The organism is Caulobacter sp. S45, assembly GCF_009765965.1.
Classification (GTDB): domain Bacteria; phylum Pseudomonadota; class Alphaproteobacteria; order Caulobacterales; family Caulobacteraceae; genus CAHJWH01.
Genome location: NZ_LMUL01000014.1, coordinates 692,621 through 714,822 on the forward strand (window position 1 = coordinate 692,621; position 22,202 = coordinate 714,822).

Annotated in this window: 17 protein-coding genes; 6 read left to right on the forward strand and 11 right to left on the reverse strand. The window is 66.9% G+C overall.

Annotated elements, in window-relative coordinates; all coding sequences use genetic code 11:
- Position 1 precedes the first annotated feature (1 nt).
- Together GSQ87_RS10345 and GSQ87_RS10350 are read right to left on the reverse strand one after the other, a co-directional pair.
- A complete protein-coding gene (locus tag GSQ87_RS10345) occupies positions 2 to 805 on the reverse strand; it encodes a molybdopterin-dependent oxidoreductase (protein WP_216839202.1) in 804 nt (267 codons plus the stop codon).
- Positions 805 to 1,626 (reverse strand): cytochrome b/b6 domain-containing protein, encoded by an 822-nt coding sequence (locus GSQ87_RS10350; RefSeq protein WP_158915372.1) that lies wholly within the window; start codon positions 1,624 to 1,626, stop codon positions 805 to 807. Before GSQ87_RS10350 ends, GSQ87_RS10345 begins: the two co-directional genes overlap by 1 nt.
- Positions 1,627 to 2,085: 459 nt before the next feature.
- Between GSQ87_RS10350 and GSQ87_RS10355 the strand changes: the two genes are divergently transcribed.
- Positions 2,086 to 2,724: an NrsF family protein gene (locus GSQ87_RS10355; protein WP_158915373.1), complete on the forward strand. Its 639-nt coding sequence runs from the start codon at positions 2,086 to 2,088 to the stop codon at positions 2,722 to 2,724.
- Positions 2,725 to 2,750: 26 nt separating this feature from the next.
- Here GSQ87_RS10355 and GSQ87_RS10360 read toward each other — a convergent pair whose 3' ends face one another.
- Both GSQ87_RS10360 and GSQ87_RS10365 read right to left on the reverse strand, forming a co-directional pair.
- The gene (locus GSQ87_RS10360) at positions 2,751 to 3,482 is read right to left on the reverse strand and encodes a GntR family transcriptional regulator (protein ID WP_158915374.1); all 732 of its coding nucleotides are present in this window, start codon (positions 3,480 to 3,482) and stop codon (positions 2,751 to 2,753) included.
- Between the two features lie 97 nt (positions 3,483 to 3,579).
- Positions 3,580 to 4,050 carry a hypothetical protein gene (locus GSQ87_RS10365; protein WP_158915375.1) on the reverse strand — a complete coding sequence of 157 codons (471 nt, stop codon included), beginning with the start codon at positions 4,048 to 4,050 and terminating at the stop codon, positions 3,580 to 3,582.
- Positions 4,051 to 4,150: 100 nt separating this feature from the next.
- Between GSQ87_RS10365 and GSQ87_RS10370 the strand changes: the two genes are divergently transcribed.
- Positions 4,151 to 6,835, forward strand: coding sequence for a TonB-dependent receptor domain-containing protein (locus tag GSQ87_RS10370; protein WP_158915376.1), 2,685 nt, complete (start codon positions 4,151 to 4,153; stop codon positions 6,833 to 6,835).
- Positions 6,836 to 6,876: 41 nt separating this feature from the next.
- Positions 6,877 to 8,280, forward strand: coding sequence for an MFS transporter (locus GSQ87_RS10375; protein ID WP_158915377.1), 1,404 nt, complete (start codon positions 6,877 to 6,879; stop codon positions 8,278 to 8,280).
- Between the two features lie 12 nt (positions 8,281 to 8,292).
- Here GSQ87_RS10375 and GSQ87_RS10380 read toward each other — a convergent pair whose 3' ends face one another.
- Genes GSQ87_RS10380 through GSQ87_RS10400 form a run of 5 tightly spaced genes read right to left on the reverse strand, consistent with a single transcriptional unit; the run spans position 8,293 to position 15,746 of the window.
- Entirely contained in the window at positions 8,293 to 9,603 is a 1,311-nt protein-coding gene (locus GSQ87_RS10380; protein ID WP_158915378.1) for an MmgE/PrpD family protein, read from the reverse strand.
- A 16-nt stretch (positions 9,604 to 9,619) separates the two neighbouring features.
- A complete protein-coding gene (locus GSQ87_RS10385) occupies positions 9,620 to 10,720 on the reverse strand; it encodes a M24 family metallopeptidase (RefSeq protein ID WP_158915379.1) in 1,101 nt (366 codons plus the stop codon).
- Positions 10,721 to 10,732: 12 nt separating this feature from the next.
- Positions 10,733 to 11,902, reverse strand: a complete 1,170-nt coding sequence (locus tag GSQ87_RS10390) for a Xaa-Pro peptidase family protein (RefSeq protein WP_158915380.1) — start codon at positions 11,900 to 11,902, stop codon at positions 10,733 to 10,735.
- Positions 11,899 to 13,653 carry a hydantoinase B/oxoprolinase family protein gene (locus GSQ87_RS10395; protein WP_158915381.1) on the reverse strand — a complete coding sequence of 585 codons (1,755 nt, stop codon included), beginning with the start codon at positions 13,651 to 13,653 and terminating at the stop codon, positions 11,899 to 11,901. The genes GSQ87_RS10390 and GSQ87_RS10395 overlap by 4 nt, the downstream gene beginning before the upstream one ends.
- A gap of 29 nt (positions 13,654 to 13,682) precedes the next feature.
- The gene (locus tag GSQ87_RS10400; protein WP_158915382.1) at positions 13,683 to 15,746 is read right to left on the reverse strand and encodes a hydantoinase/oxoprolinase family protein; all 2,064 of its coding nucleotides are present in this window, start codon (positions 15,744 to 15,746) and stop codon (positions 13,683 to 13,685) included.
- A gap of 183 nt (positions 15,747 to 15,929) precedes the next feature.
- Between GSQ87_RS10400 and GSQ87_RS10405 the strand changes: the two genes are divergently transcribed.
- Complete coding sequence (locus GSQ87_RS10405) at positions 15,930 to 16,958, forward strand: amidohydrolase family protein (RefSeq protein WP_158915383.1); 1,029 nt, start codon at positions 15,930 to 15,932, stop codon at positions 16,956 to 16,958.
- Positions 16,959 to 17,007: 49 nt separating this feature from the next.
- On the opposite strand, the gene GSQ87_RS10410 is transcribed toward GSQ87_RS10405, so the two are convergent.
- On the reverse strand, positions 17,008 to 17,370 hold the full coding sequence (locus tag GSQ87_RS10410; RefSeq protein WP_158915384.1) for a DMT family protein: 363 nt from the start codon (positions 17,368 to 17,370) through the stop codon (positions 17,008 to 17,010).
- Between the two features lie 164 nt (positions 17,371 to 17,534).
- Positions 17,535 to 19,154: a S10 family peptidase gene (locus tag GSQ87_RS10415; protein ID WP_216839204.1), complete on the reverse strand. Its 1,620-nt coding sequence runs from the start codon at positions 19,152 to 19,154 to the stop codon at positions 17,535 to 17,537.
- Positions 19,155 to 19,569: 415 nt separating this feature from the next.
- Between GSQ87_RS10415 and GSQ87_RS10420 the strand changes: the two genes are divergently transcribed.
- Both GSQ87_RS10420 and GSQ87_RS10425 read left to right on the forward strand, forming a co-directional pair.
- A complete protein-coding gene (locus GSQ87_RS10420) occupies positions 19,570 to 21,093 on the forward strand; it encodes an aldehyde dehydrogenase family protein (RefSeq protein ID WP_158915385.1) in 1,524 nt (507 codons plus the stop codon).
- A gap of 35 nt (positions 21,094 to 21,128) precedes the next feature.
- Complete coding sequence (locus GSQ87_RS10425; RefSeq protein WP_158915386.1) at positions 21,129 to 22,145, forward strand: 2-oxoadipate dioxygenase/decarboxylase family protein; 1,017 nt, start codon at positions 21,129 to 21,131, stop codon at positions 22,143 to 22,145.
- Positions 22,146 to 22,202: the final 57 nt, after the last annotated feature.

A 22,202-nucleotide genomic window follows, 5' to 3' on the forward strand; every position in this document is an offset into this window, starting at 1 on the left:
CCTAGATCCCCGCGTACCACTCGTATCCGCGATCTTCCCAATAGCCGCCTTTGCCACCGGAGACGCCGGCCAGGGTGTCGGTGATGCGGATACGCTGCACGTACTTGGCGTGCTTGTAGCCCAGTTGGCGCTCCACCCGCAGCCTCAGCGGCGCGCCATACGGAACACCGAGCGGGGCGCCGTTCATATCGTAGGCGATCAGCGTCTGGGGGTGGAAGCAATCCACCAGGGCCAGACTCTCGTAATACTGGCCCGGCGACTGTTGACCGCCCTTGGCCGGCTCGCCCTCCAGGTTGTCGGCGCAATAGAAGATCGCGTACTTGGCGCCGGGCGCGACGCCAGCCGCCTTCAGGATCGGCCCCAGCGGCGCGCCGGTCCACTGGCCGATGGCGCTCCAGCCCTCAACACAGTCGTGGCGGGTGATCTGGGTGCGGGCGGGCAGACGGCGGATCTCGTCCACCGACAGCGACAGGGGCCGCGCCACCATGCCGTCGACCCGCAGCCGCCAGTTGGCGAACCCCTCCTCCAGGTGACGCGCATAGTCCTCGCCGCCGGGGTGCGAGGTGCCGTTGGCCTTGAAGTGGCGCGAGATGTCCGACGGCTTGAACTCCCGCGCCAGCGCGCCGCCGCCCAGCAGGAAGCGTTGGCTGGACAGCGTCCACCCCTGCGCCGCGGCCAGCACCCGCTGGAAGCTGGCGCTGCCGTTGAGATGGTCGCCTTGCAGGATTTTGTCGCAGCCGGCGAGCAGCAGGCCCGAACCGGCCGCGCCGCCGATCAGCATCCCACGGCGTGTGATCAGGGCCATCAACCATGCTCCCGAGGCACGCGGTAGCGACCGCTGATCATCGACCAGACCTCGTTGATCGGCCCGGCCAGCACCACCTCGACCAGATGGACGACGATGAAGGCGATGATCGAGAAGGCGAAGGCGAAGTGCAGGGTGCGCGCCGACTGCCTCCCCCCGAACAGGTCCAGCAACCACGGCGCGAATGCATTGAAGCCCGGCGAAAGAGTGAGCCCCGTCGAGACCATGCCGATCACCAGCAGGATCAGGCCCAGATAGGCCAGCCGCTGCAACACGTTGTATCGCTTCGCCGCCTCGCCCGTCGGGTGCTTCAGCTTCACGTGGTCGAGCACCGAGCGGGGAATGGATTTGAGATCGCCGAGCGTCGGCCAGAGGTCGCGCTGGACGTGGCGGATCGACAGGCTCCAGAGCAGGTAGACCAACCCATTGGCCGCCAGCACCCAAGCGAAGAAGAAGTGCCAGTGCCGCGCGTCGGCCAGGTCGACGAAGCTGGGGATGGTGATCCACGATGGCCACGCCCGCCCGATCCACTGACCGTGCATCCTGGACCAGCCCAGCCAGCCCGTGGTGTCGAAGTGAACTGACCCAATGGTTGTCACCCCCCGGATTCCGTGTGCGGTGTTCATCGCATGGATGGCGACGACGGGCCGGTCGGCGGAATTTCCGGCTTGGCCCCAGTAAAGCTGGGGGTGGGCGTTGAAGATGTTCAGGCCCGTGCCGATGAGGACGAAGATGGTCAACGCGTTGACCCAATGGGTCAGCCGCACCAGGAAAGTGTGCCGATAGATCACCTCGTTGGGGCTCGACCCGTTCCGCGCCATGTCCACGTCCGTCCACTTGGAGCCGCATCGCGGCCTAGACCTGAAGGATGCGCGCAACCCGCGTTCGAAGCGCCGAAAAATGCGCATCCAACACAGTTGCGCCCTCTGTTTTGATCCAGGTTCGACCAGACGGACCAAAAGGTTACAATCTTCTCGCCCGCCGCCTGTAGACGTTAATGCTGGCTGTAAGCGCTATGCATCAGAACTACACAACGAGGTTCCTAGCAGCAGCGAGAAATTCTCCTTGCCCAGACCCGTAACCCGCGCGGCCAATCCCGCGAACGTCCTTTGAGATTTGACGAAGGCGTCGCCCAACCCAATCTTGCGAGAATGCGACGCGATCCAGCGAAATGGAACCCAGGTGAATAAAACCCAAGTCGAGATCCACGGCGAGGCGGCGGCGAGCAGCCGTTCGCCCTGCGTGGCCGCCTGGGTCGAGACCTGGCCGGTGGACACGCGATGAGCGAGCCGCTTATCCGCCGCCTTTCCGCGGACCTGCGCCCCGTGTCGCGCACGGCCGTCGTGCGTCGGCTGGCCCTGGGCGTCGGGGCGGGCGCTGTGGTCTCGCTGGCGCTGATCGCCGCCACGCTCGGCCTGCGCCCCGACATGATGCACGCGGCGGGGGGAGCCATGTTCTGGATCAAGCTCGCCTACACCCTCGCCGTCGCCGTCGTGGCGATCTGGACCTGCGAGCGCCTCGGCCGACCGGCGGAGGATGGATCGCGACGTCCGCTATGGCTGGCCGTCCCGGTGCTCGCCGTGGGCACGCTGGCGGCGTGGCAGTTGCTGCGGGCGCCCGAGCCGATGCGCATGCACATGGTGATGGGCGGCTCGGCCGAGGTCTGCCCCTGGCTGATCTTGGCCTCTTCGCTGGCGCCGCTGATCGGACTGGTGTGGGCGGTGCGGGGCCTTGCACCCACGCGGCTGCGCCTCACCGGACTGATGGCGGGCCTGGCCGCCGGCGGGGCGGGGGCGACCGCCTACGCCCTGCACTGCGACGAGAGCGCAGCGCCGTTCCTGGCCATCTGGTACACCCTGGGCGTCGTCGCTGCCGGCGCTCTGGGCGGCCTGCTGGGACCGCGCGTCCTGCGCTGGTGAACTTCCTAAACCCCCGGCGAGGGTGATCAGCCCTCGGCCTTGGCCTCCAGGGCCACGGTGATGCGGATTTCGCGCGCCTGACGCAGGTGTTCCTGGGTCGCCGACTCCGCCAGCCTGGGCTGCCGCGTGCGAAGGGCCTCCCAGATCAGCCACCGCTCCTTGATCGATTGCTCGAGCCGGCCGGGATAACGGATGTTGCCGCGCATGGTCTGGCCCTGGGACGCGCGCGCGGCGTGGATCATGCGATAGAGCCGGTCGCTGTTGGCGGCGAGGAAGATGACGTCGTCGAACGCATTGCTCAGGCGGATGGTCGACTCGCTGTCGCCGCTGTCGAAGGCCGCCTGAATCTGCTTCATCGTCGCCTCCAGCCGGAGGAGATCGGTGTCGAGCGCACGTTCGGCCGCCAGACGCGCGGCCAATCCCTCGAGCACCTCACGGATCAGATAGGCGTCCAGGATTTCGTTCAGGGTAGGATTGCTAACGGTCAGGCCCCGACCGGGCAACTCCACCACCAGGCCATCGGCTTCCAGCTTCCGCAAGGCTTCGCGCACCGGGGTGCGGCTGACGCCATAGCGGGTGGCCAGCTCGGTCTCGCGCATCCGCGCACCCGCGGGCAACTCGCCGCTGCTGATGGCGTGGCGCACGGCCAGGTAAAGCCCGTCGGCATATGAACCGCTAGCCGGGAACGGCGGCGGCGTCGGCGCGAGCGCATCACCCGATCCGGGCGCGGCTTTCGCGGGAGAAGACTGCTCGCTCATGACGTTGCATCCATCTGCATCCAACCGGCCTAACACAGCCGGGGGCCTTGTGCGAGGTCGCCTCCTCCGTGTCGCCGTTTATGCCCTGTCGCGGCGCTTATCCGATCACATCAAAGCCGATTGACGCCTCGCGCACATTTGTATACATCCGCATACGAGGCATTTCAGAAGAACATGTTTGCTGCGCCTCTTCAGTTCGATGCGTACGAACACGACAGTCCACAAGCTTCTTGGGCAGGACCCAGGCCAAACCCTGAATATAGGACAGTAACCCGCACGACCAAATACACCGAGCCATCACAGAAAATGGCCCGGCAATACTATTGAAAACCAGAACGAGCCGTCGCGAACTGCCCAGTACGCGATAAAAAAGCACGTCGGGGAGGAAATATTCAATGGATTCAACTGCGACCGCACAGCGGTTTCGTAGAGGCAAACTGGCGAGCGTCAGCGTGGTGGCGCTGTGCACGATGGCCAGCCTCGCCATAGTCGAAAATGCCCATGGGCAAACCCCGGCTACGACGACGCCAACCGTCCCGGCGAGCGGCCCGGCGGCTCCGGTCGTCACCGCGCCCCCCGCGACCTCCACTCCCACATCTCAGGCAGGCGGTGGAAACGCGATCGCCACCTCTCCAACGCCTGCCGCGAGCGCGCCTGTCGGCACGATTGTGGTCACGGGCTCCCGACTGGCCACCGGCTTCACCTCGCCGACGCCCGTCTCGACCCTGACCGCCCAACGCGCCGAACAACTCCAGGTGACCAACGCCGGGGACCTGTTGGCCGAGGTGCCGGCCTTCCGCGCCTCCGCGTCGCCGACCACGACAGGCCTTGGCACCTCCAGCATCGGTTCGCGTTTCGCCGACCTGCGGGGGCTTGGCGCCTCCCACACCCTGGTGCTGGTGGATGGAGAACGCTTTATCCCGAGCACCACCGGCGGAACGGTGGATCTGAACAACATCCCCACCCTGCTGATCCAACGCACCGAGGTGGTGACGGGCGGCGCGTCGGCCGCCTATGGTTCGGGCGCGGTCGCTGGGGTGATCAACTTCATCCTGGACACCAAGCTGGATGGCCTCAAAGCCATGGCCCAGTACGGCCAGTCCGAATACGGCGACGCGGACGACCTGCTCGCCAGCATCGCAGGCGGAACAGGCTTCGCCCAGGGACGCGGGCACATCGTCGGCGCGTTCGAGATCGAGGACTCCGGCGGGGTCGGCGACTGCTACAACCGCCCTTGGTGCGCCAAGGAAAACCAGGTCGTCACCAATTCTACCCCCGGGGTCAACGGCCTGCCGGCCCAAATCCTGACCAACAACATCCACACCTCGACCCAGACCCCAGGCGGCCTGATCACATCCGGTCCTTTGAAAGGCACCACGTTCGGGGCGAACGGGAACACCAGCACCCCATTCACCTTCGGCCAACTGCCCAGCAGCCTGTACATGATCGGCGGCACGGGCGCGGGTCAGAACGCCTATCTTACCGGCGTCGACATCAAGACGCCGGTGACCCGCTACACCGGCTTCACTCATGCGAGCTACGACTTCAACGACTCGATCCAGGGCTTCCTCGAAGGCTCCTATGGCTACGTCAACGGACGCAACACCGGCGGCTATTACCGCAGCCCTGGCAACCTGACGATCAATGCATCGAACCCGTATCTTCCCGCGACCGTACGCCAGCAACTGGCCGCGGCCGGGGCCACGTCCTTCGGCTACGGTCGCGAGTGGACGGATCTCGGCCTAGTTACTGGCGACGACACCACCAAGACCTACCGAGTGGTCGCCGGCCTCAGCGGAAATTTCTTTGGCAATTGGAAGTGGGACGGCTACTACCAGTACGGACACGTCGACTATTCCCAGATCATCGGCAACGACCCGATCGTCAACAACTTCAAGAACGCGGTGAACTCCACGGTCGGGCCGAATGGCCAGATCGAGTGCGCCATCAACGTCACCAACCCGAACAGCGGCTGCTCGCCGCTCAACCCGTTCGGCCAAGGCACGGTGTCGGCGGCCGCCAAGGCCTACGCCTACGGGACATCGATCCAGAACATCAGCCAGGATCAGCACGTCATCGCGGCCAACGTCCACGGCGACCTGTTCCAGTTGCCGGCCGGACCCGTCTCGGTGGCCATGGGGCTCGAGCATCGCGAGGAGTTCGCCTCGGGCTCGGCGGATGCGCTTAGTCAGCAAACGGCCTTCTATGCGGGCAACGGTGGGAACTTCAACGGCTCGATCAAGGTCACCGAAGGTTATTTCGAAACCGAGATTCCGGTGCTGAAGAACCTGCCCCTGGTCAAATCGCTGTCCATCAACGGCGCGGTGCGCGAGAGCGACTACAGCCTCAGCGGCCTGATTACCTCGTGGAAGGCGGGCCTGGTCTACGAGGTGAACGACTGGGTCATGCTCCGCGCCACCCGATCGCGCGACATCCGGGCCCCGAACCTGAACGAGCTCTACGGGCCGGCCTCGCTATCGACCACCACCATCAACGACACGGTCCACCACTCCCAGGTGGTGGCCAACATCATCACCTCGGGCAACGCCAATTTGACCCCTGAACTGGGCGACACCTTCACCGCGGGGTTCGTGTTCACCCCACGCTGGGGATGGCTCCGAGGCTTCAAGCTGTCCGCCGACTACTTCGATATCACCCTGAACAACGCCATCAGCTCTCTGACGGCCCAAAACATCGTTTCCGAATGCAACCTGGGCAACCAGACCTATTGCCCGTTCGTGATCCGCAATACGGCCGGGACGATCACCCAGGTCAACACGCCCTCGCTCAACCTAGCCCAGCTCAAGACCAACGGGGTCGATATCGAAGCGCAGTACGCCCTGCCCTTGGAACGGGTCTATTCGGCGCTGCCGGGCGTGATGAGCTTCGGCGTGCTGGCGACATACGTGGCCCACCTAAAGACGATAACGGCCACCGGCTCGCTGGACATCGCCGACGAGACGGGCTGTTCGCCGACCTCGGCGTTGCTGTGCGTGCCCGACTGGACCCTGGACCAGACCATTAACTATACAGTGAACCGGCTCTCGATCACAGCTCACGGGCACTACATCGACGGCGGTTACTACGACACCACCCTGGTCGGCCCGCAGGACCCCGGCTACAGTCCCTTCCTGTCCAACAGCATCAACACCAACCGGATCGGATCGGCCTTCTACCTTGACCTGTTGACGTCCTATGATCTGATCCGAACGGACTCCACCGACATGCAGTTCTACGCCGGCGTGACCAACCTGACCGACAAGAACCCCCCGCTGAGCCCCGGCCGCAGCAACAACGTGTTCTTCGATCCGGTCGGCCGCTCCTACAAGTTCGGTATCCGGGTGAAGCTCTAAGCTCCATCCGGCAAAACAAAAACGTCCTGGGAGGGACGCAGATGCCCGGTGACCGCGTATTCGACGTCGATCAGTTCCTCGACACCCGCAAGCTCAACGCCACGCACGTCAAGATCATCGCCCTGCTGGTGCTGACGATGCTGATCGACGGGTACGACATCTTCGTCACCGGCTACGTCCTACCGGTGCTGGCCAAGGGCCTGCACGTCAAACCCCACGCCTTCACCAGCGTCTTCGTGCTCCAGCAGTTCGGCCTGCTGGTCGGGACGATCTTCATGGGCCCGCTGGCGGATCGCTTCGGGCGGAAGACCACCCTGCTGTTCTCCATCGCCTGCTTTTCCGTGTGCAGCCTGCTGACGACCCAGGTGCATACGGTGACCCAGTTCACGGTCATCCGCGTGATCTCCAGCGTCTTCTTCAGCGGCGTGATCCCCAACGCCATCGCCCTGGCCTCGGAAATGGCCCCCAAGAAGATGCGGGCGGCGGCGGTGTCGATCACCTTCTGCGGCTATACGGGCGGAAGTTTCATCGGCTCGTTCGTCCAGGCCTTCATCCTCGACCCGTTCGGATGGCAGGGCGCGTTCTGGATCGGCGGCCTGCTGCCGATCGCGATCTTCGCCGTGCTGCTGTGGCAGTTGCCGGAATCGGTCCGCTTCCGCGCGCGGCGCAATCCCAACGATCCCCGCATCGCCAAGGTCCTGCGCCAGCTCGATCCCACCGTCCGGCTAGACGGGAGCGAAACCTTCCTGGTGCACGAACCCGCACGGATGCAGGGCCGCGCGCCGGCCGCCGCCCTGTTCCAGGGCCGCTTCCTGATCCTGACCGCCCTGCTGTGGGTCGCCTACGCCATGGGCTTTCTGGTCAGCCACCTGCTGGGATCGTGGAACACCACGGTGCTGAACACCGTGGCCGGCATCCCGATGAAGAACCTGTCGGTGGTGATCGCCGGCAGCGCCCTGGCCGGCGTGGTCGGCACGGCCGTCAGCGGGCTGTTCATGGATAGGTTCGGGCCGATCCGCGCGCTTCCCGCGTTCTTCGTCGGCAACGCCATAGCGCTGGCGGTGCTCAGCCTGTCGGACGTGCATTCGCCGGTGATGACCTTCCTGTTCATGGCGGTGGGCTTCTTCAACGCGGCGAGCCTGGGCGGCATCAATGCGCTGGCGGCCATCACCTATCCCTCCAGCATCCGAGGCACCGGGGTGGCCTGGGCGGCGGGCGCGGGACGGGCCGGAGCCATGTTCGGCCCGATGTTCGGCGGCTTCATGCTCGGCCACCACTTCGGCATCACCCCGATCTATCTCACCACCGCCGTCCCCGCCCTGATCGCCGCGGGCTGCCTGATCGCGATGTCGCGCGTGCGCGCGCCGACCTCCGACCTGCCGGTTGAAGAGGTGGTCGGCCAGACCACGAGCGCTTCGTTGATGCCCGATCGGCCCGCAGCCTAGCCACACGCGCGGTCAGGCGCGGACCATCTCTAACAGCGCCTTCGCCGTCGACTGGCCGGGGCGGCGACCCAGATCGGCGCATAGGTCCTGCAGCCTGCCGGGGGCCTCGGGATCGAGCCCCGACGCGCGGAAAATGCGCTCGCCCTTGACCCGCAGTTCGTCCCAGCCAAACGGATGCGCCGCCGACCCCAGGGCATCGAGTACGCAAGCTGCTCTGCGTTCACCCGATGCGAAATGGATCGTCACCCGCCCGCCCCACTGACGAGGGAAACGGGCGGTCAGGTCGGCCGCTTCGCGAAACTCAATTCGACCCAGCAATCCAGGCCGTCCGCTCAAACCCAGGTCGGCGCGGCGGGCATCGTAGAGATCGCCTGTCCCCGCGCCCGCCATCTGGAAGGCGGCGCTGACCAGCGAAGCGATCCGATCCTTCGGCGCTTCAAGTCGCCCGATCATGGCCAGATAGGCGGCGGGGACCTCGACCTCGACCCGTTCGATGTCCTCTAGCCGGCCATTCCCCTTGGCGGCGATGAAGGCCTCGACCGCGGCCAGTCCTTGCCGCGCGGTTGGAAAGGGCTTGCTATCCACGTCCAGGATCGGCGGCGCTGCGCTGGGCGTCAGCGCGAGACCCTCCACACCCAGGCTGTCGCCGAACCCTGTCAGGATCGACCCATCCCCCGCGAGACCTGCCGCAGCAGCCTCAGCCGCCGCATAGCCTTCGGCCGCCGCACAGCCCAGCAGATGAAAACGGGGCGATGGGCCCGCGAAGCTGCGGCCCGTCAGCAACGCAGTGCGGGCGAGCGCCAAGGCCAAGGCGTTCGCCGTCCGTCCCGCGTCCAATCCCAGCAGTGTGGCCGATACCGCCGCCGCTCCAAACGGTCCCGTCGCATAGGTGGGCCATACGCCCCGATAGAGCAGGTGCGCCCCACCGATGGCGCGGCCCAGGTCGATCATCGCCTCATAGCCCGCGACCACGGCGCAGAGCAGGGTCGCGTCGTCCACCTCCCGTGCGGCGGCCACGATAAGCGCGGTCGGCACGACCACCGACCCGGGCGTAACGCAGGACAGGAGCTCGATGTCGTCGATCTCGGTCGAACGGGTCAGGGCCACATGCAGACGGATTAGATCGGCTGTCCGCCCGCTGGCGTCGCCCACCATGACGCGATGGAAGGCAAGCAAGGGCTTTGTATCGTCGAGCACGCGGCCGACCAGGGTCGCGAGCAGGGTGTCGAAGATGCGCAACCGCGCCTGTTCCGCCAGCGCCTCGTCCAAGGCTTCGGGACGGGTGGCGCAGAGAGCGGCGGCGAACGCCTCCAGCCCGCTCATGACCCGACAGCGAGGCTCAAGCCGGGGTCAGGCGTACGGCGCCGTCCTCACGCATCTGGACCAGCGCCCCGGCCAGGGAAGGACCCGTCGACGTTTTAATAAAGGCCCGAAGCGAGATCAGCGACCCCACCTTCAACACCGCCTGGCTGTCCGGTGCGATGCGGGGCGTCTCGTCCAGCTCCAGCCCGATCCCGCCGCCAAGACCGTAGGACAGCGCGCTTTCCAGGGCGTCCTTGGGCGCCGCGTTCAGCGCAGCCTGGGCGACCTCGCCCGCCGCGACGCCCGCGCGCACGACGCCGAGCATGGCCTCGACGACCTGCGCCGCCACGCCGGGAGGAGCCGTGTCCAAGGCCATGTCGGCCCAGTAGCCGTGGTAGTTCACCGCGCTCCACAGGGTCAGGGTCGGCTGCCGCTCCACCGACAAGCCTTCGTAGGGCCGCAGGTCGTCGCCGTCGATATTGGCCAGGCCGCGATAGTCCAGGGCGCCCTCGTGGCGCGCCGCCCGCTCGGCCTCGACCACCGCCTTGGCGTTGGAGGCCCCGCTCTCATAGGCCGCTCGCGCCGCCTCGCTGGCGACGGCGGCGATCCGCAGCGCCTCTCGTACCGCCAGCACCTCGCGCGCCCGCTTGGCCTCGCGCAGACCGTGGAAAACCTCGTCGAAGGCCCGCAATTCATAGCCGCCCAGCGCCTGCACCAGGGCCGCGTGTCCCGACGGTGTCAACAGATCGAGACCCACCACGCCCACGACGCCGCTCACCACGCCCTGTTCCTCCAGCTTGGCCTTAAGCCGCGGCCCATAGTTGGGACCGATCGAGCTCATATCGTCGAGCCAGACCTGGTTCTTCTGGAAGAAGATCTCGCGACCGCCGCCGAAGGTGAACATCTTCGGCTGGCCCTCGGGCAAAGCCATCAAGGCGCCGCCGACCGGCCAGCCGGCCAGGAAGGCCAGGTCGCCGTTGGTGTGGTAGGTGTTGGAAAAGATCAGCAGCGCTGCGATCCCTTCGTCGCGCATCCGCGCCTGCACCGTGCGCACCCGCGCCTCGAATTCGTCGACCGGAAACAGGGACCTGTCCCAGGCCGTATAGCCGCGCGTCAGCACGGGGGTCATGCTGATCATGGCAGCGCTCCGTCAGGTGATGGAATAGAGCTCGCCCATCTTGCGGGTGAGCGGTTCGGCGCCCGCGTCGGTGATGATCACCGGCTCGCCGCACATCAGATAGCCCGTCTCCGGGATGTACTGGTTGGGGTGCATGACGAACACCACCCCCTTCTCCATCACATGCCCGCTGTCGACCGCGATCTCGGGGTCCATGGAGCCAAGCGCCATGCTGTGGCCGCGCGTGCGCATGAAGGGGGGCTTGGTGTAGCGGGTGTAGCCCGCCTCGGCGATCGGCCGGTTGATCACCTCCACCACCTCGGCCGCCGGCACGCCCGGCTTGGCGGCCTTCATGCCGGCGCGAAGCGCCTCGTCCAGCAGGGCGAACTTTTCGCGGAGCTCGTCTGTCGGTTCGCCGAACACGGCCGTACGGCAGATCTGGATGAACTCGCCGTCCACCGCCGGGGTGATCTCACCCAGCAGGATGTCGCCCTCGGCCAACAGGCGATGGGTCGGCATGTGGACCGAGCGGTTGTGCTGGGAGGCGGACATGAGCTGGAAATTGTCCTCGGCGCCCAGATCGCGGATATGCGCCTCCAGATCGCCCGCAACCTGATGCTCCCACATGCCGGGGCGTGCGGTCTGCAGCAGCCAGTCGTAGCTTTCCTCCGCGATCTCCACCGCGCGGCGGGTGCAGATCATCGACCAGGGGTCGCGGATGCGCGCCACGTCGCTGACCAGCCGTTCAGCGTCCAGCGGCGTCTGGTCCAGCAGCACCGGCCAGGCTTCGCTCATCGCGCGGGTCTGCTGCACGCCGGCGGCGACCGCAAAGCGCTTGCCGAGCAGACCGCGCGCAAGCAGCGCATCACGTACGGTGGCGCTGAAATCCTCCGCTTCGCAGGCGAGCACATCGGGAATCGCGGAACGATCCTTAGCCCGCCCCAAATCCCATTTAGGGGTAATCACCAGGAACGGTCCGCCGTCCAGCGGCAGGACCGCCGCCGTATGCGACCCCATCTGCTTGAACCCCGAGACGTACCAGGCGGGATTGCTGCCGATGAAGGAGTGCATGCCCGCCCCGTAGGCGATCAGCACCTCGGCCCCAGCGGCGTGCATCGCATCGCGCAGGCGGCGATGACGGCCGGCGTAGCTTTCGGCGCGCACCGAGGCGTCCGAGACGGGCATGGCAACGGCGGCGGTCATTGGGCGCCCTGGAGCTGAGGCTGGGTCCGACGCGCGCGCGTCGCCGCCAGGTCCACGGCGTTTCCGTCGGTGGTCAGCACGACGCCGTATTCCTCGCGCGCCGCGTCGGCGGAGATGTAGCCCTCGCGCACGTCGCGCAGCACCCGCTCGGGATCGCGCTTCAACGGATCGCCCCAGCCCCCGCCGCCGGCCGTTTCGTAGATCATCTCGCTGCCGGGATCGCCGACCATGGCCACGGAGGCGGGCTTGCTGAATTCGGTCTCGCCGGCGGCCTTGGTCAGGGTGCGGGCGATCTTGCCCTCATGCCCATTCCACAGGCCCCACGGCGGGCAGGTGATGCGTCCGCCCGCCCCGCTGTTGGCGTTCCAACGGCCGCGGGTGAGCGCACGGGCGTGGGTGACGACGCCGAGGCCGCCCCGGTATTGCCCCGCGCCGCCGGAGTCCTGCCGCAGCCGGCGCTCGATCACCATGACCGGGGTCTTCAGCTCGATGGTCTCGATCGGGGCGTTGCGCACGTCGCCCTGGCAGACCGACATCGAGGCGTCCTGTCCGTCGCGATCGGGCCATGCGCCCCAGCCGCCGGATTCGATGCTCATGGCCACAAAGCCCCTGCCCGACTTCGGGTCGTTGCCGGAGAAGGAGAAGGTGGCGCCCAGCGAACCGCTGTGGGCGGCGGGGATGCGGTCCGGAATGGCCTCGGCGAAGGCGCGCCAGATGGTGTCGACCACCGTCGGCAGGGCGCCGCTCCAGGCCGACATCATGGCCGGGAACCTGGCCATCATCATGTTGCCTTCGGGGATGATCACTTTCAGCCCGGAGAAGGCGCCCTCGTTCAGCGGGTCGAGCGGGGCGGTCAGGGCCTTGTAGGCGATGTAGGCGGCGGCATAGGTGCGCCCGTTGTAGCCGCCTTCCCGCTGGGGCGAACAGCCCGACAGGTCGATGGTCATGTCCCCGCCGGAGACCGTCACCTTGGCGTGGATGTCGTAGCCGGCGCCTCCGCCGCGACCGTCCAGATAGGTGCTGGCCTCGTAGACGCCGTCCGGCAGCTTCTCCACCGCCGCGCGGCAGCGGGCCTCGGTCTCGGCGAACAGCTGGACGATGGCGCGCTGCACCACGTCGGGGCCGTAGCGGTCGAGTAGCTCGACGAACCGCCGCTCGCCCAGGCGGCAGGCGGCGAGCTGGGAACGCATGTCGCCCATGGCGGCGTCCGGATAGCGGATGTTGTCGCGCACGAAGCGGATCATCTTCTCGTCCGGGACGTCCTTCTCGTAGATCTTCACCTGGTCGAACTGCAGGCCCTCGCTCCACGGATCGTAGGCGCCCGCCGCGCTGAACCCGGTGGACAGGCCTCCGACGTCGACCCAGTGCGCGCGCACCACGGCGAAGGCGACCAGCTTTTCGCGATGGAAGACGGGGGTGTAGAGCACCATGTTGTTGAGGTGCTGGCCGGCGGTGGCCTGGTGGTTGTGCAGCAGCACGTCGCCGGGGAAGAAGCCCTCGACCCCATAGCGCCTGACCCCGTCCTTGATCACCACGCCCAGGTCGGCGACGAAGTGGGACACCCCACCGATGTTCTGCGAAATCAGCCCGCCCTCAGTATCGAGCAGGGCGGTGCAGTAGTCCTGCACCTCGTAGATCATCATGTTGTAGGAGGTGCGTTGCAGATCGACGCTCATCTCGTGCGAGATCGCCGGCAGGGAGTTGCGGATTACTTCGAGCGTGACCGGGTCCAGGCCCGACACCTTCTGCACGATGGTCTTTCCTGGCGTTTTTTCCGGCGTCATTGCTGGCCTACCTGAATGATCATCTCGCCGGTGGCGGCCACGGTCATGACGTCGCCCTCGAACAACACGGTGGTGGAGGCGTATTCCTCGATCACGCAGGGACCGCGCACCTCGGCCCCGGCCGACAATCGCTCCCGCCGGTAGACGGCGCATTCGATGGGCGTGTCCGTGCCGTCCAGGTGGATCGGGCGCGAGCCAACCCTGGCCTCGTCCGCCGTTGCGCGCGCATCGGGGAAGCTGATCTTGGGCCGTTCGCCGACCGCGATCACCCGGATGTTCACCAGCTCCAGCGGCTCGTCCACGGCGGCGTGGCCGAAGCGGCGGTTGTGGATCTCGTCGAATTTGGCTCGGACCGCCTCGACCGAGCTGCGCCGCACGTCGTCCAGGGCGACGGGGACCTGCAGGGCGAATTCCTGGCCGACATAGCGAAGGTCGAACTGCACCTGATAGCTGCGCAGCGCCGGGACGACGCCCGCCGCATCCAGGGTCTTCTCGCCCACCGCCGCCAGCTCGTCGTAGATCGCGGACAACTCGGCGAAGTCGGCCTGAAGCAGAGGCCGATAATAGGTGCGCACATAGTCCTGGCGCACGTCGCTCATCAGCATGCCCAAGGCCGAGAAGTGGGCCGGCAGGTTCGGGATGATGACGGTGGGGATGTGCAGGTCGCGCGCGATCGCCACCGCATGGACAGGCCCGGCCCCGCCGGTGGCCAGCATGGCGAACTCGCGCGGATCGTAGCCGCGCTCCACCGACACGCCCCGCACCGCGAGCGACATCTTGGCGATGGCGATCTCCAGCACCCCATGCGCGGCGCGCGGGAGGCTCATGGCCAGCGGACCACCGAGCCGGCCAGCGACGCCGGCCGTCGCGCCCTCCGCATCGAGCGGCATCTCGCCACCGAGGAAGCTGGTTGCGCCGATCCGGCCCAGCACCACGTTGGCGTCGGTCACCGTCGGTTCGGTCCCCCCACGGCGGTAGCAGATCGGACCCGGAACCGAACCCGCGCTTTGCGGCCCGAGCTTCAAGGCCCCGAATTCGTCGATCCAGGCGATGCTGCCGCCCCCGGCGCCGACTTCGACGATATCGACCACCGGGAACATCACCGGATGGCCGCTGGCCTCGCCGCCGATGTGGTAGCCTTGGGCGATGGAGACCTCGCCGGCCTCGATCAGGCTGGTCTTGGCGGTGGTGCCGCCCATGTCGAAGGCGATGACGTTGTTGAAGCCCAGCCGTCGCCCGACCTCGGCGGCGGCGATCACCCCGCCGACCGGCCCGGACTCCATCATGGCCACGGGCAGCATCTTGGCGGTGTCGGGCGACATCACGCCGCCGCTGGACTGCATGATCATGAACCGGCCGGTGAAGCCGTCGCCGATCAGCCGGTCCTCTATCTGACCAACATACTCCTTCGAACGCGGGCCGATATAGGCGTTCATCACCGTGGTCGAGGTGCGCTCGTATTCGCGGTATTCGCGCACGATCTCGTGGGACAGGGTGACGTAGACGTCGGGCAGAGCCGCGCGCAGCCTGGCCCCGACCTCCGCCTCGTGCGCCGGATCGGCGTAGGAATGCAGGAAGCAGACCGCCACCGCCTGGGCGCCCGAGGCGCGCACGGCCTCGATGATCTCCTCGATGTCCTCGGTGCGCAGGGGCCGCAGCACCTCGCCGCCCGCCGACAGCCGCTCGTCGGCCTCGAAGGTGCGCGAGCGCGGCACCAGGGGCGTCGGACGGCGGAACGAGAAGTTGTAAGCCTCGGGCCGGTTCTGGCGCCCGATCTTGTAGACGTCGCGGGTACCCCGAGTGACCACCAGCGCGGTTTCGGCGCCCTTCTCCTCGATGGCGATATTGATCGCCACCGTGGAGCCGTGGACGATGCTATCGGCGTCCTTGGGCGCGATACCGGCCTTGTCGAGACAATCCCAGACGCCCTGGGACAGTTCGGCCGGGGTGGTCAACGACTTGGACTGGTTCACCTGTCCGGTCGTCTGGTCGAACGCCACCAGGTCGGTGAACGTGCCCCCGATATCTACGGCTACGCTAAGGCCACCCTGCCGATCCACTCTCGACCACCCTATGTAAACTGGCTCGGGTTCGCCCCGGCTCGACATGCATACGTTTGTATGCAAAGATGCACGCACTCGTCAATGGCGGCTTTCGCCCATCCGGTGCAAGGCGCGGCGACGACAAGAAAAACCTTGAAATGGCGGAGTTTTCGCCATTCGCAGTCTCTAGGGAGCCGCGCCATGCGCATCGTGGATTCGCACTTCCATTGGTGGCCCCGCTCGGTGTTCGAGGCCGTGTGCAAGCGGAGCGGCCATCCCCGCGCGGTGCGCAATGCGCGCGGCGGCTACACCTACTGGCGCAAGGACGGCGAGGCGCCGATCTACGACCTGGGGCCGGAGTGGTTCGACCTGGACGCCCAGCTCGCCCACATGGACACGCTGGGCTTCGAGGTGGACGTGGTCTGCTCCATCGGCCCGTTCGCAGCCCACTTCTCCGACATCCCGCCCGAGGAAGGCCGCGAGATGGCGATGATGTGGAACGAGGAGATGGCCGGCGCCCAGCGCCGCCACCCCGACCGCCTATGGGCCAGCGGCGCCATCCCGCTCTCCGATCCCAGGATCGCGGTCGAGGTGCTGGAACACGCCATGGGCGAGTTGGACCTGATCGGCGTCAACATGCCCGGAAGCGTCGGCGACCACGGCCGTATCGACGACCCGGCGCTGGAACCATTCTACGAACGGGCGGAGGCGCTGGGCGCCACCCTGTTCGTCCACCCCACCGACACCATGTTCCGCGACAGCCTGGAGGGCTACGACGGCGCGCTGTACCTGAGCCTCGGGCGGGTGATCGACGTCAGCGTCGCCGCCTACCGGCTGGTGCTGTCGGGGATCATGGAGCGCCATCCCGGCCTGAAGATCTACATGTCCCACACCGGCGGCGCCCTGCCCTACCAGTCCGGCCGCATGGACAAGAACTCGCGCAAGGCCAACCTGCCCCTGCCGCCCAGCACCTACCTCAAGCGCATGTACACCGACACGGTGTCCCCGCACACGGCCGGCATCAGGTTCGCCGTGGAGTACTACGGCGTCGACCACGTGATGTATGGCAGCGACTATCCCTGCTGGACCCCGGCCACGGCGCTGGAACTGTTCCACGAGATCGGCCTGTCCATCGAGGACCAGGAGAAGATCCTGAACCTCAACGCGCGGCGTGTGCTGAACCTGAAGGATCGCGGGGCGACGGCCGGGAGCCGGATCGCGGCGGCTTGAAGCGCGGCCACCAAGACCTGTCTATACTGCTTTCGACCCTGGGCGGGCCTCAGCTTACCGCGCCGGGCGACCGGAAGACGAAGAAAGCTCCCGCGGCGATCAACGCAAAACCAATCGCGTGATTATAAGTGATTTTCTGCCCCAGGTAGAACACGGAAAACACGGCAAAGACCGTTAGGGTAATCACTTCCTGGATCGCTTTTAGCTGAGCCGCCGAATAAACCCCGCTGCCAATGCGGTTCGCTGGGACCGCCAGCCAATACTCGAAAAACGCAATGCACCAGCTCACGAGCACGACCAGAACAATCGGGCGGTCTTTAAATTTCAGGTGGCCGTACCAAGCCGTGGTCATGAATATGTTGGAGCCAACCAGAAGGAGGATCGGTGCGAGACGCGGGGAAAGACCGAACATGAATCTCTGGGGGCTGTGGCCGGGCCGCCGATTCTAGCCCCGTACGGGAGCGCAAACCACCCTGAACGGCCGTCGAACACGAATGCTATCCGGAGCGGCGAGCCTTCCCCACTGCACACAGTCGGAAGGACCGCACCGCGATCCTTCCGACTTGGCGCACGGACTCAGGTCCCCGGCGCCGCCTCGTCGTAGAAGTGGAGCAGATCGCGCTTCATCACCTTCAGCGCTTCGGGGTTCAGATAGACCATGTGGCCGGACTGATAGTATTTGAACTCCAGGTTCTGCTGCAGGGTCTTGTTGATCTGCATGTGGGCGAGGTCGTACTCGGTGCCGCCGAACGGCGTGGCGAAGTCGAAATAGCCGTTCAGCGAGAGCACCTTCAGCGTCGGGTTCTGGCGCATGGCGGCGCCCAGGTCGAGCGCCAGGTCCGCCACCGCCGAGGCGCGACGGCCGCCCGGCGGATGATGCTTCCAGTCCCAGGCCGCGCTGATCACCGCGGAATAGTTCGGCCGGTAGACCAGCTTGGTCTGGTAGTTCAGCTCGTCGCGCAGATAGCTGTTCATCAGGCCGAGATAGGCGCCGATGCTCTGGGTCCCGACCGGATCGTAGTCGACGTTCTCATTGCCGGTGTCGGGCTCGGTGCCCTTGAAGCGGGAGTCCAGCCGGCCGATCACCTCGCCCTGGTCGCGCAACAGCTCCGAACGGAACCGCCCGAGATTCACCCGCAGGTCCGACTGCTTGATGAAGGCCGGCGACAGGCCGGTGAAGTAGCTCATCTTCTGGGCCACCTGATCCATCTCGGCCGGCGAGATGGTGTCGCCTTTGCCCAGCGCCAGCGCATAGGGGCCGCGCGCGAAGTCGCGGGCCTGCTGCACGAAGGCGTCGAGGTCGGCGGGGCGGTTCTGGATGCGGTTGTGATACCAGGCGGTGGCCGCATAGCTCGGCAGGAAGTTGATCTCGTTCTGATCGTAGCCCGCCTCGCGGGTGCCGAAGTTCAGGATCGAGGACAGCAGCATGATCCCGTTCAGCTGCATCCCCTGCTCCTGCAACAGGTAGGACAGGCCGGCGGCGCGCGGGGTGCCGTAGCTTTCGCCGAAGATGAACTTGGGCGAGTTCCAGCGGTCGTTCATGGTGATGTAGCGGGTGATGCCGCGCGCGAAGGTGTCGATGTCCTGGTCGACGCCCCAGAACTTCTCGCCCTTAGTGTCGCCGAGCGGGCGCGACAGGCCGGTGCCGATGGCGTCGAGGAACACCAGGTCGCTGCGGTCGAGCAGGCTGCTCTCGTTGGGCACCAGGTGATAGGGCGCCGCCGGGGTGGGATCGGGCTGGTTGGTCTTCACCCGCACGGGGCCCAGCGAGCCCAGGTGGGTCCACATGCTGGACGAGCCGGGGCCGCCGTTGAACACGAAGGTCACGGGCCGGGTGGGCGAGCCGTGATGCTCGGCCACATAGGCGACGTAGAACATCGAGGCGACCGGCTTGCCGTCGTCGTCGCGGATGGTCAGCGTGCCGGCGGTGGCCTCGTAGGGGATGGTGCGGCCATCGATCACCGCGGTGTGGTGGGTGGTGCTGGCCGCTTCCTTGACCGGGGCGGAGACGTAGTCGGCGGGCGTGATCTTGGACTCGGCCGCGTCCACGCCGCCCATTTCGTGATCGGCCATCGCCCCGTCGGGAGCGGCGGCGGACGCGCCGTGGCCGTGCGCCGGCTTGTCGGCGGCGAAGGCGGCCCCAGCCAGCGCGAGCGCGAGCACGTTGACCACGACAAAGCGCATAGGATTACGCATAGAGCCCCTCTGAAATCCACCCCTGGCCGTTTCGGCCGCATTCGGTATACGATCTGTGATCAGGTCGATCCGCAATGCAAGCGCGTCATGCGCGTTTTGGCGCAAGAACGGCGGCTCTGCTCGTTTTGTGTTCGCGCCGGCAGGTAAAGAGCGCGGATGGGTCGAGCACATTGCAAACCTGAAACGGTTTAAGCTCAGCCCATGGAGCGTCACAGTCGATCAATAGGCGCCCAGCCTGTTTGATTTTCTTGGCGCGGCCAGCCCTGATCTCATGCCGATGACGCAACACCCTGTTGCCCATACGCGAGAGCCTTTGTAAACGGACAGCCACGAAACCGATTTGACAGCGGCCCCGCAGGCTCGCCAACGTCCGCCGCGACCTTCCCGGGTCGTGCAGCCAAGTCGAGGATCGCCCATGAACGCCCCCTTCAAGACCGCTTCGGTGCGAGGCGATATCCATGCGCTGCTCGGCCGGCTGGGGGTGGCGTCGGGTCTGGTCACGGGCGGGAGCTTGGCGGCGCGCTCGCCCATCACCGGGGAACAGGTGGCGGAGGTCCATGAGATCGACCCCGCCGCCGCAGCCGAGGCCATCGAACGCGCCCACCTGGCCTACCTGGCCTGGCGCAAGGTCCCTGCACCTCGGCGCGGCGAGTTGGTGCGCCTGCTGGGCGAAGAATTGCGCAGCCACAAGCAGGACCTGGGCGCCCTGGTGACGCTGGAGGCCGGCAAGATCGTCTCCGAGGGCCTGGGCGAGGTGCAGGAGATGATCGACATCTGCGACTACGCGGTCGGCCTGTCGCGCCAGTTGTTCGGCCTGACCATCGCCACCGAGCGGCCCGAGCACCGGATGATGGAGACCTGGCGACCGCTGGGCGTGGTGGGGGTGATTTCGGCCTTCAACTTCCCGGTCGCGGTGTGGTCGTGGAATGCGGCCCTGGCCCTGGTCTGCGGCGACGCGGTGGTGTGGAAGCCGTCGGAAAAGACCCCGCTGACCGCGTTCGCCGTCCAGGCCCTGTTCGAACGCGCCGCCGCCCGCTTCGGGGCCGATGCGCCGGCCGACCTGTCGACCCTGCTGATCGGTGGGCGCGAGATCGGCGAGGCGCTGGTGGACCACCCCAAGGTCCCGCTGGTCTCGGCCACCGGCTCCACGGCCATGGGGCGGACGGTCGGGCCAAGGCTGGCGGCCCGGTTCGCGCGCGCCCTGCTGGAGCTCGGCGGCAACAACGCCGGGATCGTCTGCCCCTCGGCCGACCTGGACCTGACCCTGAACGCGGTCGCCTTCTCCGCCATGGGCACGGCGGGACAGCGCTGCACCAGCCTGCGGCGGCTGTTCGTCCACGACGACGTCTACGACGCCTTCGTCCCTCGGCTGAAGGCGGCCTACGCCTCGATCACCGTGGGCGATCCGCGCGAGGCGGCGACGCTGGTGGGGCCGCTGATCGATGGAGAGGCGCTGGCGCGTATGGGCGCGGCGCTCGACACCGCCCGCGCCGCCGGCGGGACCATACATGGCGGCGAGCGGATCGAAGGTCCCGGCGCCTTGGTTCACCCAGCCCTGGTCGAGATGCCGGAACAAGCGGAAATCGTGCGCCAGGAGACCTTCGCACCGATCCTCTACGTCATGCGCTATCGCGACCTGGACCAGGCGATCGCCCTGCAGAACGACGTGACCCAAGGGCTGTCGTCCTGCATCTTCACCCTGAACCTGCGCGAGGCCGAGCGCTTCCTGTCGGCCGAGGGATCGGACTGCGGCATCGCCAACGTCAATATCGGGCCGTCGGGGGCTGAGATCGGCGGGGCGTTCGGCGGCGAGAAGGAAACCGGCGGCGGACGGGAATCCGGATCGGACGCCTGGAAGACCTACATGCGTCGGGCTACCAATACGGTCAATTACGGCGCGCGCCTGCCGCTGGCCCAGGGCGTCAAGTTCGACGTCTGAGCCCCGCGCCCAACACGTATAGGGAAGTTCCATCGATGACCGCTTCGAACCTGCATCGCCTGGTCGCCGCCACGCTCGCCCCCGCCGAGGCCGAGGCCGCCTTCGCCGTCCTGCGCATCGCCCCTGTATTGACCGATGAACATGGCCCCCGGGTTTCGCGCGCGGTCAGCGCCATGGCGCTGAACGTGGCGCTGTTCGCCGACCTGCTGCGCCGCGTGCCGACCGGGGCGGCCTATGTGGCCGACGTGCGGGCCGCAGGTGGCGAGGTGGTGTTCGATCACGGCGCGCTGCGCACCATCCGGTTCGCCGAAGGGCCGACCGGAGCCCTGCCCGCCGGGCAGGACGCCTTCGTGCGGATGTTCGAGCCCCTGGGCTATCGTATGGCCGGCCTCTATCCGCTCGACCGCCTAGGCATGACCGGCCGCGCCTACGCCCATATCGACCACCCCGAGGCGATCCCGCAGTTCTTCCTCAGCGAACTGCACGTGGAGCGGTTCTCGTCGGACTTCCAAGCCGCAGCCCACCGGGTGTTCGACAGCACCGCCGACAGCCTGGGCGCGAAGGCGCAGGCCCTGCTGGACCTGCTGCGCACGCACGGCGACGCGCCCTACGACGTGGTGGCCGAAAGCCTGCCGGCCCTGGTCTCGGCCTTCGGTCGCCACCACCACGAGCCCGCGCTGGCGGACTATCGCCTGCTGCTGGCGGAATCGGCCGAGGCGGCCTGGATCGCCACCGAGGGCGCGGCCTTCAACCACGCCACCGACCGGGTGCCCGACGTAGAGGCGCTGGCCGCCGAGCAGCGCCGCCTGGGTCGGCCGATCAAGGATACGGTGGAGGTGTCGGGCTCGGGCCGTGTGCGCCAGACCGCCTTCAAAGCCGATCCGGTCGTGCGCGCCTTTCGTCAAGACGGTGGCGGCAGAACCGAGCTGAGCGTGCCCGGCTCCTTCTACGAGTTCATCAGCCGCCAGCCGCTGGAGAGCGCGGGCCTGGACCTGGCCTTCGATAGCAGCAACGCCCAGGGCATCTTCAAGATGACCGCCGCGGGAACCTGACCCCGCCCAAGGCGCCGCGGCGAACCTTTCGTCTCGGCCGCCTTGTAGTTGCGAATG

Coding starts and splice junctions, on each gene's coding strand:
- GSQ87_RS10390 (WP_158915380.1), bottom strand. CDS start 11,902: ATGACCGCCGCCGTTGCCATGCCCGTCTCGGACGCCTCGGTGCGCGCC.
- GSQ87_RS10355 (WP_158915373.1), top strand. CDS start 2,086: ATGAGCGAGCCGCTTATCCGCCGCCTTTCCGCGGACCTGCGCCCCGTG.
- GSQ87_RS10375 (WP_158915377.1), top strand. CDS start 6,877: ATGCCCGGTGACCGCGTATTCGACGTCGATCAGTTCCTCGACACCCGC.
- GSQ87_RS10420 (WP_158915385.1), top strand. CDS start 19,570: ATGAACGCCCCCTTCAAGACCGCTTCGGTGCGAGGCGATATCCATGCG.
- GSQ87_RS10405 (WP_158915383.1), top strand. CDS start 15,930: ATGCGCATCGTGGATTCGCACTTCCATTGGTGGCCCCGCTCGGTGTTC.
- GSQ87_RS10345 (WP_216839202.1), bottom strand. CDS start 805: ATGGCCCTGATCACACGCCGTGGGATGCTGATCGGCGGCGCGGCCGGT.
- GSQ87_RS10385 (WP_158915379.1), bottom strand. CDS start 10,720: ATGATCAGCATGACCCCCGTGCTGACGCGCGGCTATACGGCCTGGGAC.
- GSQ87_RS10425 (WP_158915386.1), top strand. CDS start 21,129: ATGACCGCTTCGAACCTGCATCGCCTGGTCGCCGCCACGCTCGCCCCC.
- GSQ87_RS10415 (WP_216839204.1), bottom strand. CDS start 19,154: ATGCGTAATCCTATGCGCTTTGTCGTGGTCAACGTGCTCGCGCTCGCG.
- GSQ87_RS10410 (WP_158915384.1), bottom strand. CDS start 17,370: ATGTTCGGTCTTTCCCCGCGTCTCGCACCGATCCTCCTTCTGGTTGGC.
- GSQ87_RS10360 (WP_158915374.1), bottom strand. CDS start 3,482: ATGAGCGAGCAGTCTTCTCCCGCGAAAGCCGCGCCCGGATCGGGTGAT.
- GSQ87_RS10380 (WP_158915378.1), bottom strand. CDS start 9,603: ATGAGCGGGCTGGAGGCGTTCGCCGCCGCTCTCTGCGCCACCCGTCCC.
- GSQ87_RS10350 (WP_158915372.1), bottom strand. CDS start 1,626: ATGGCGCGGAACGGGTCGAGCCCCAACGAGGTGATCTATCGGCACACT.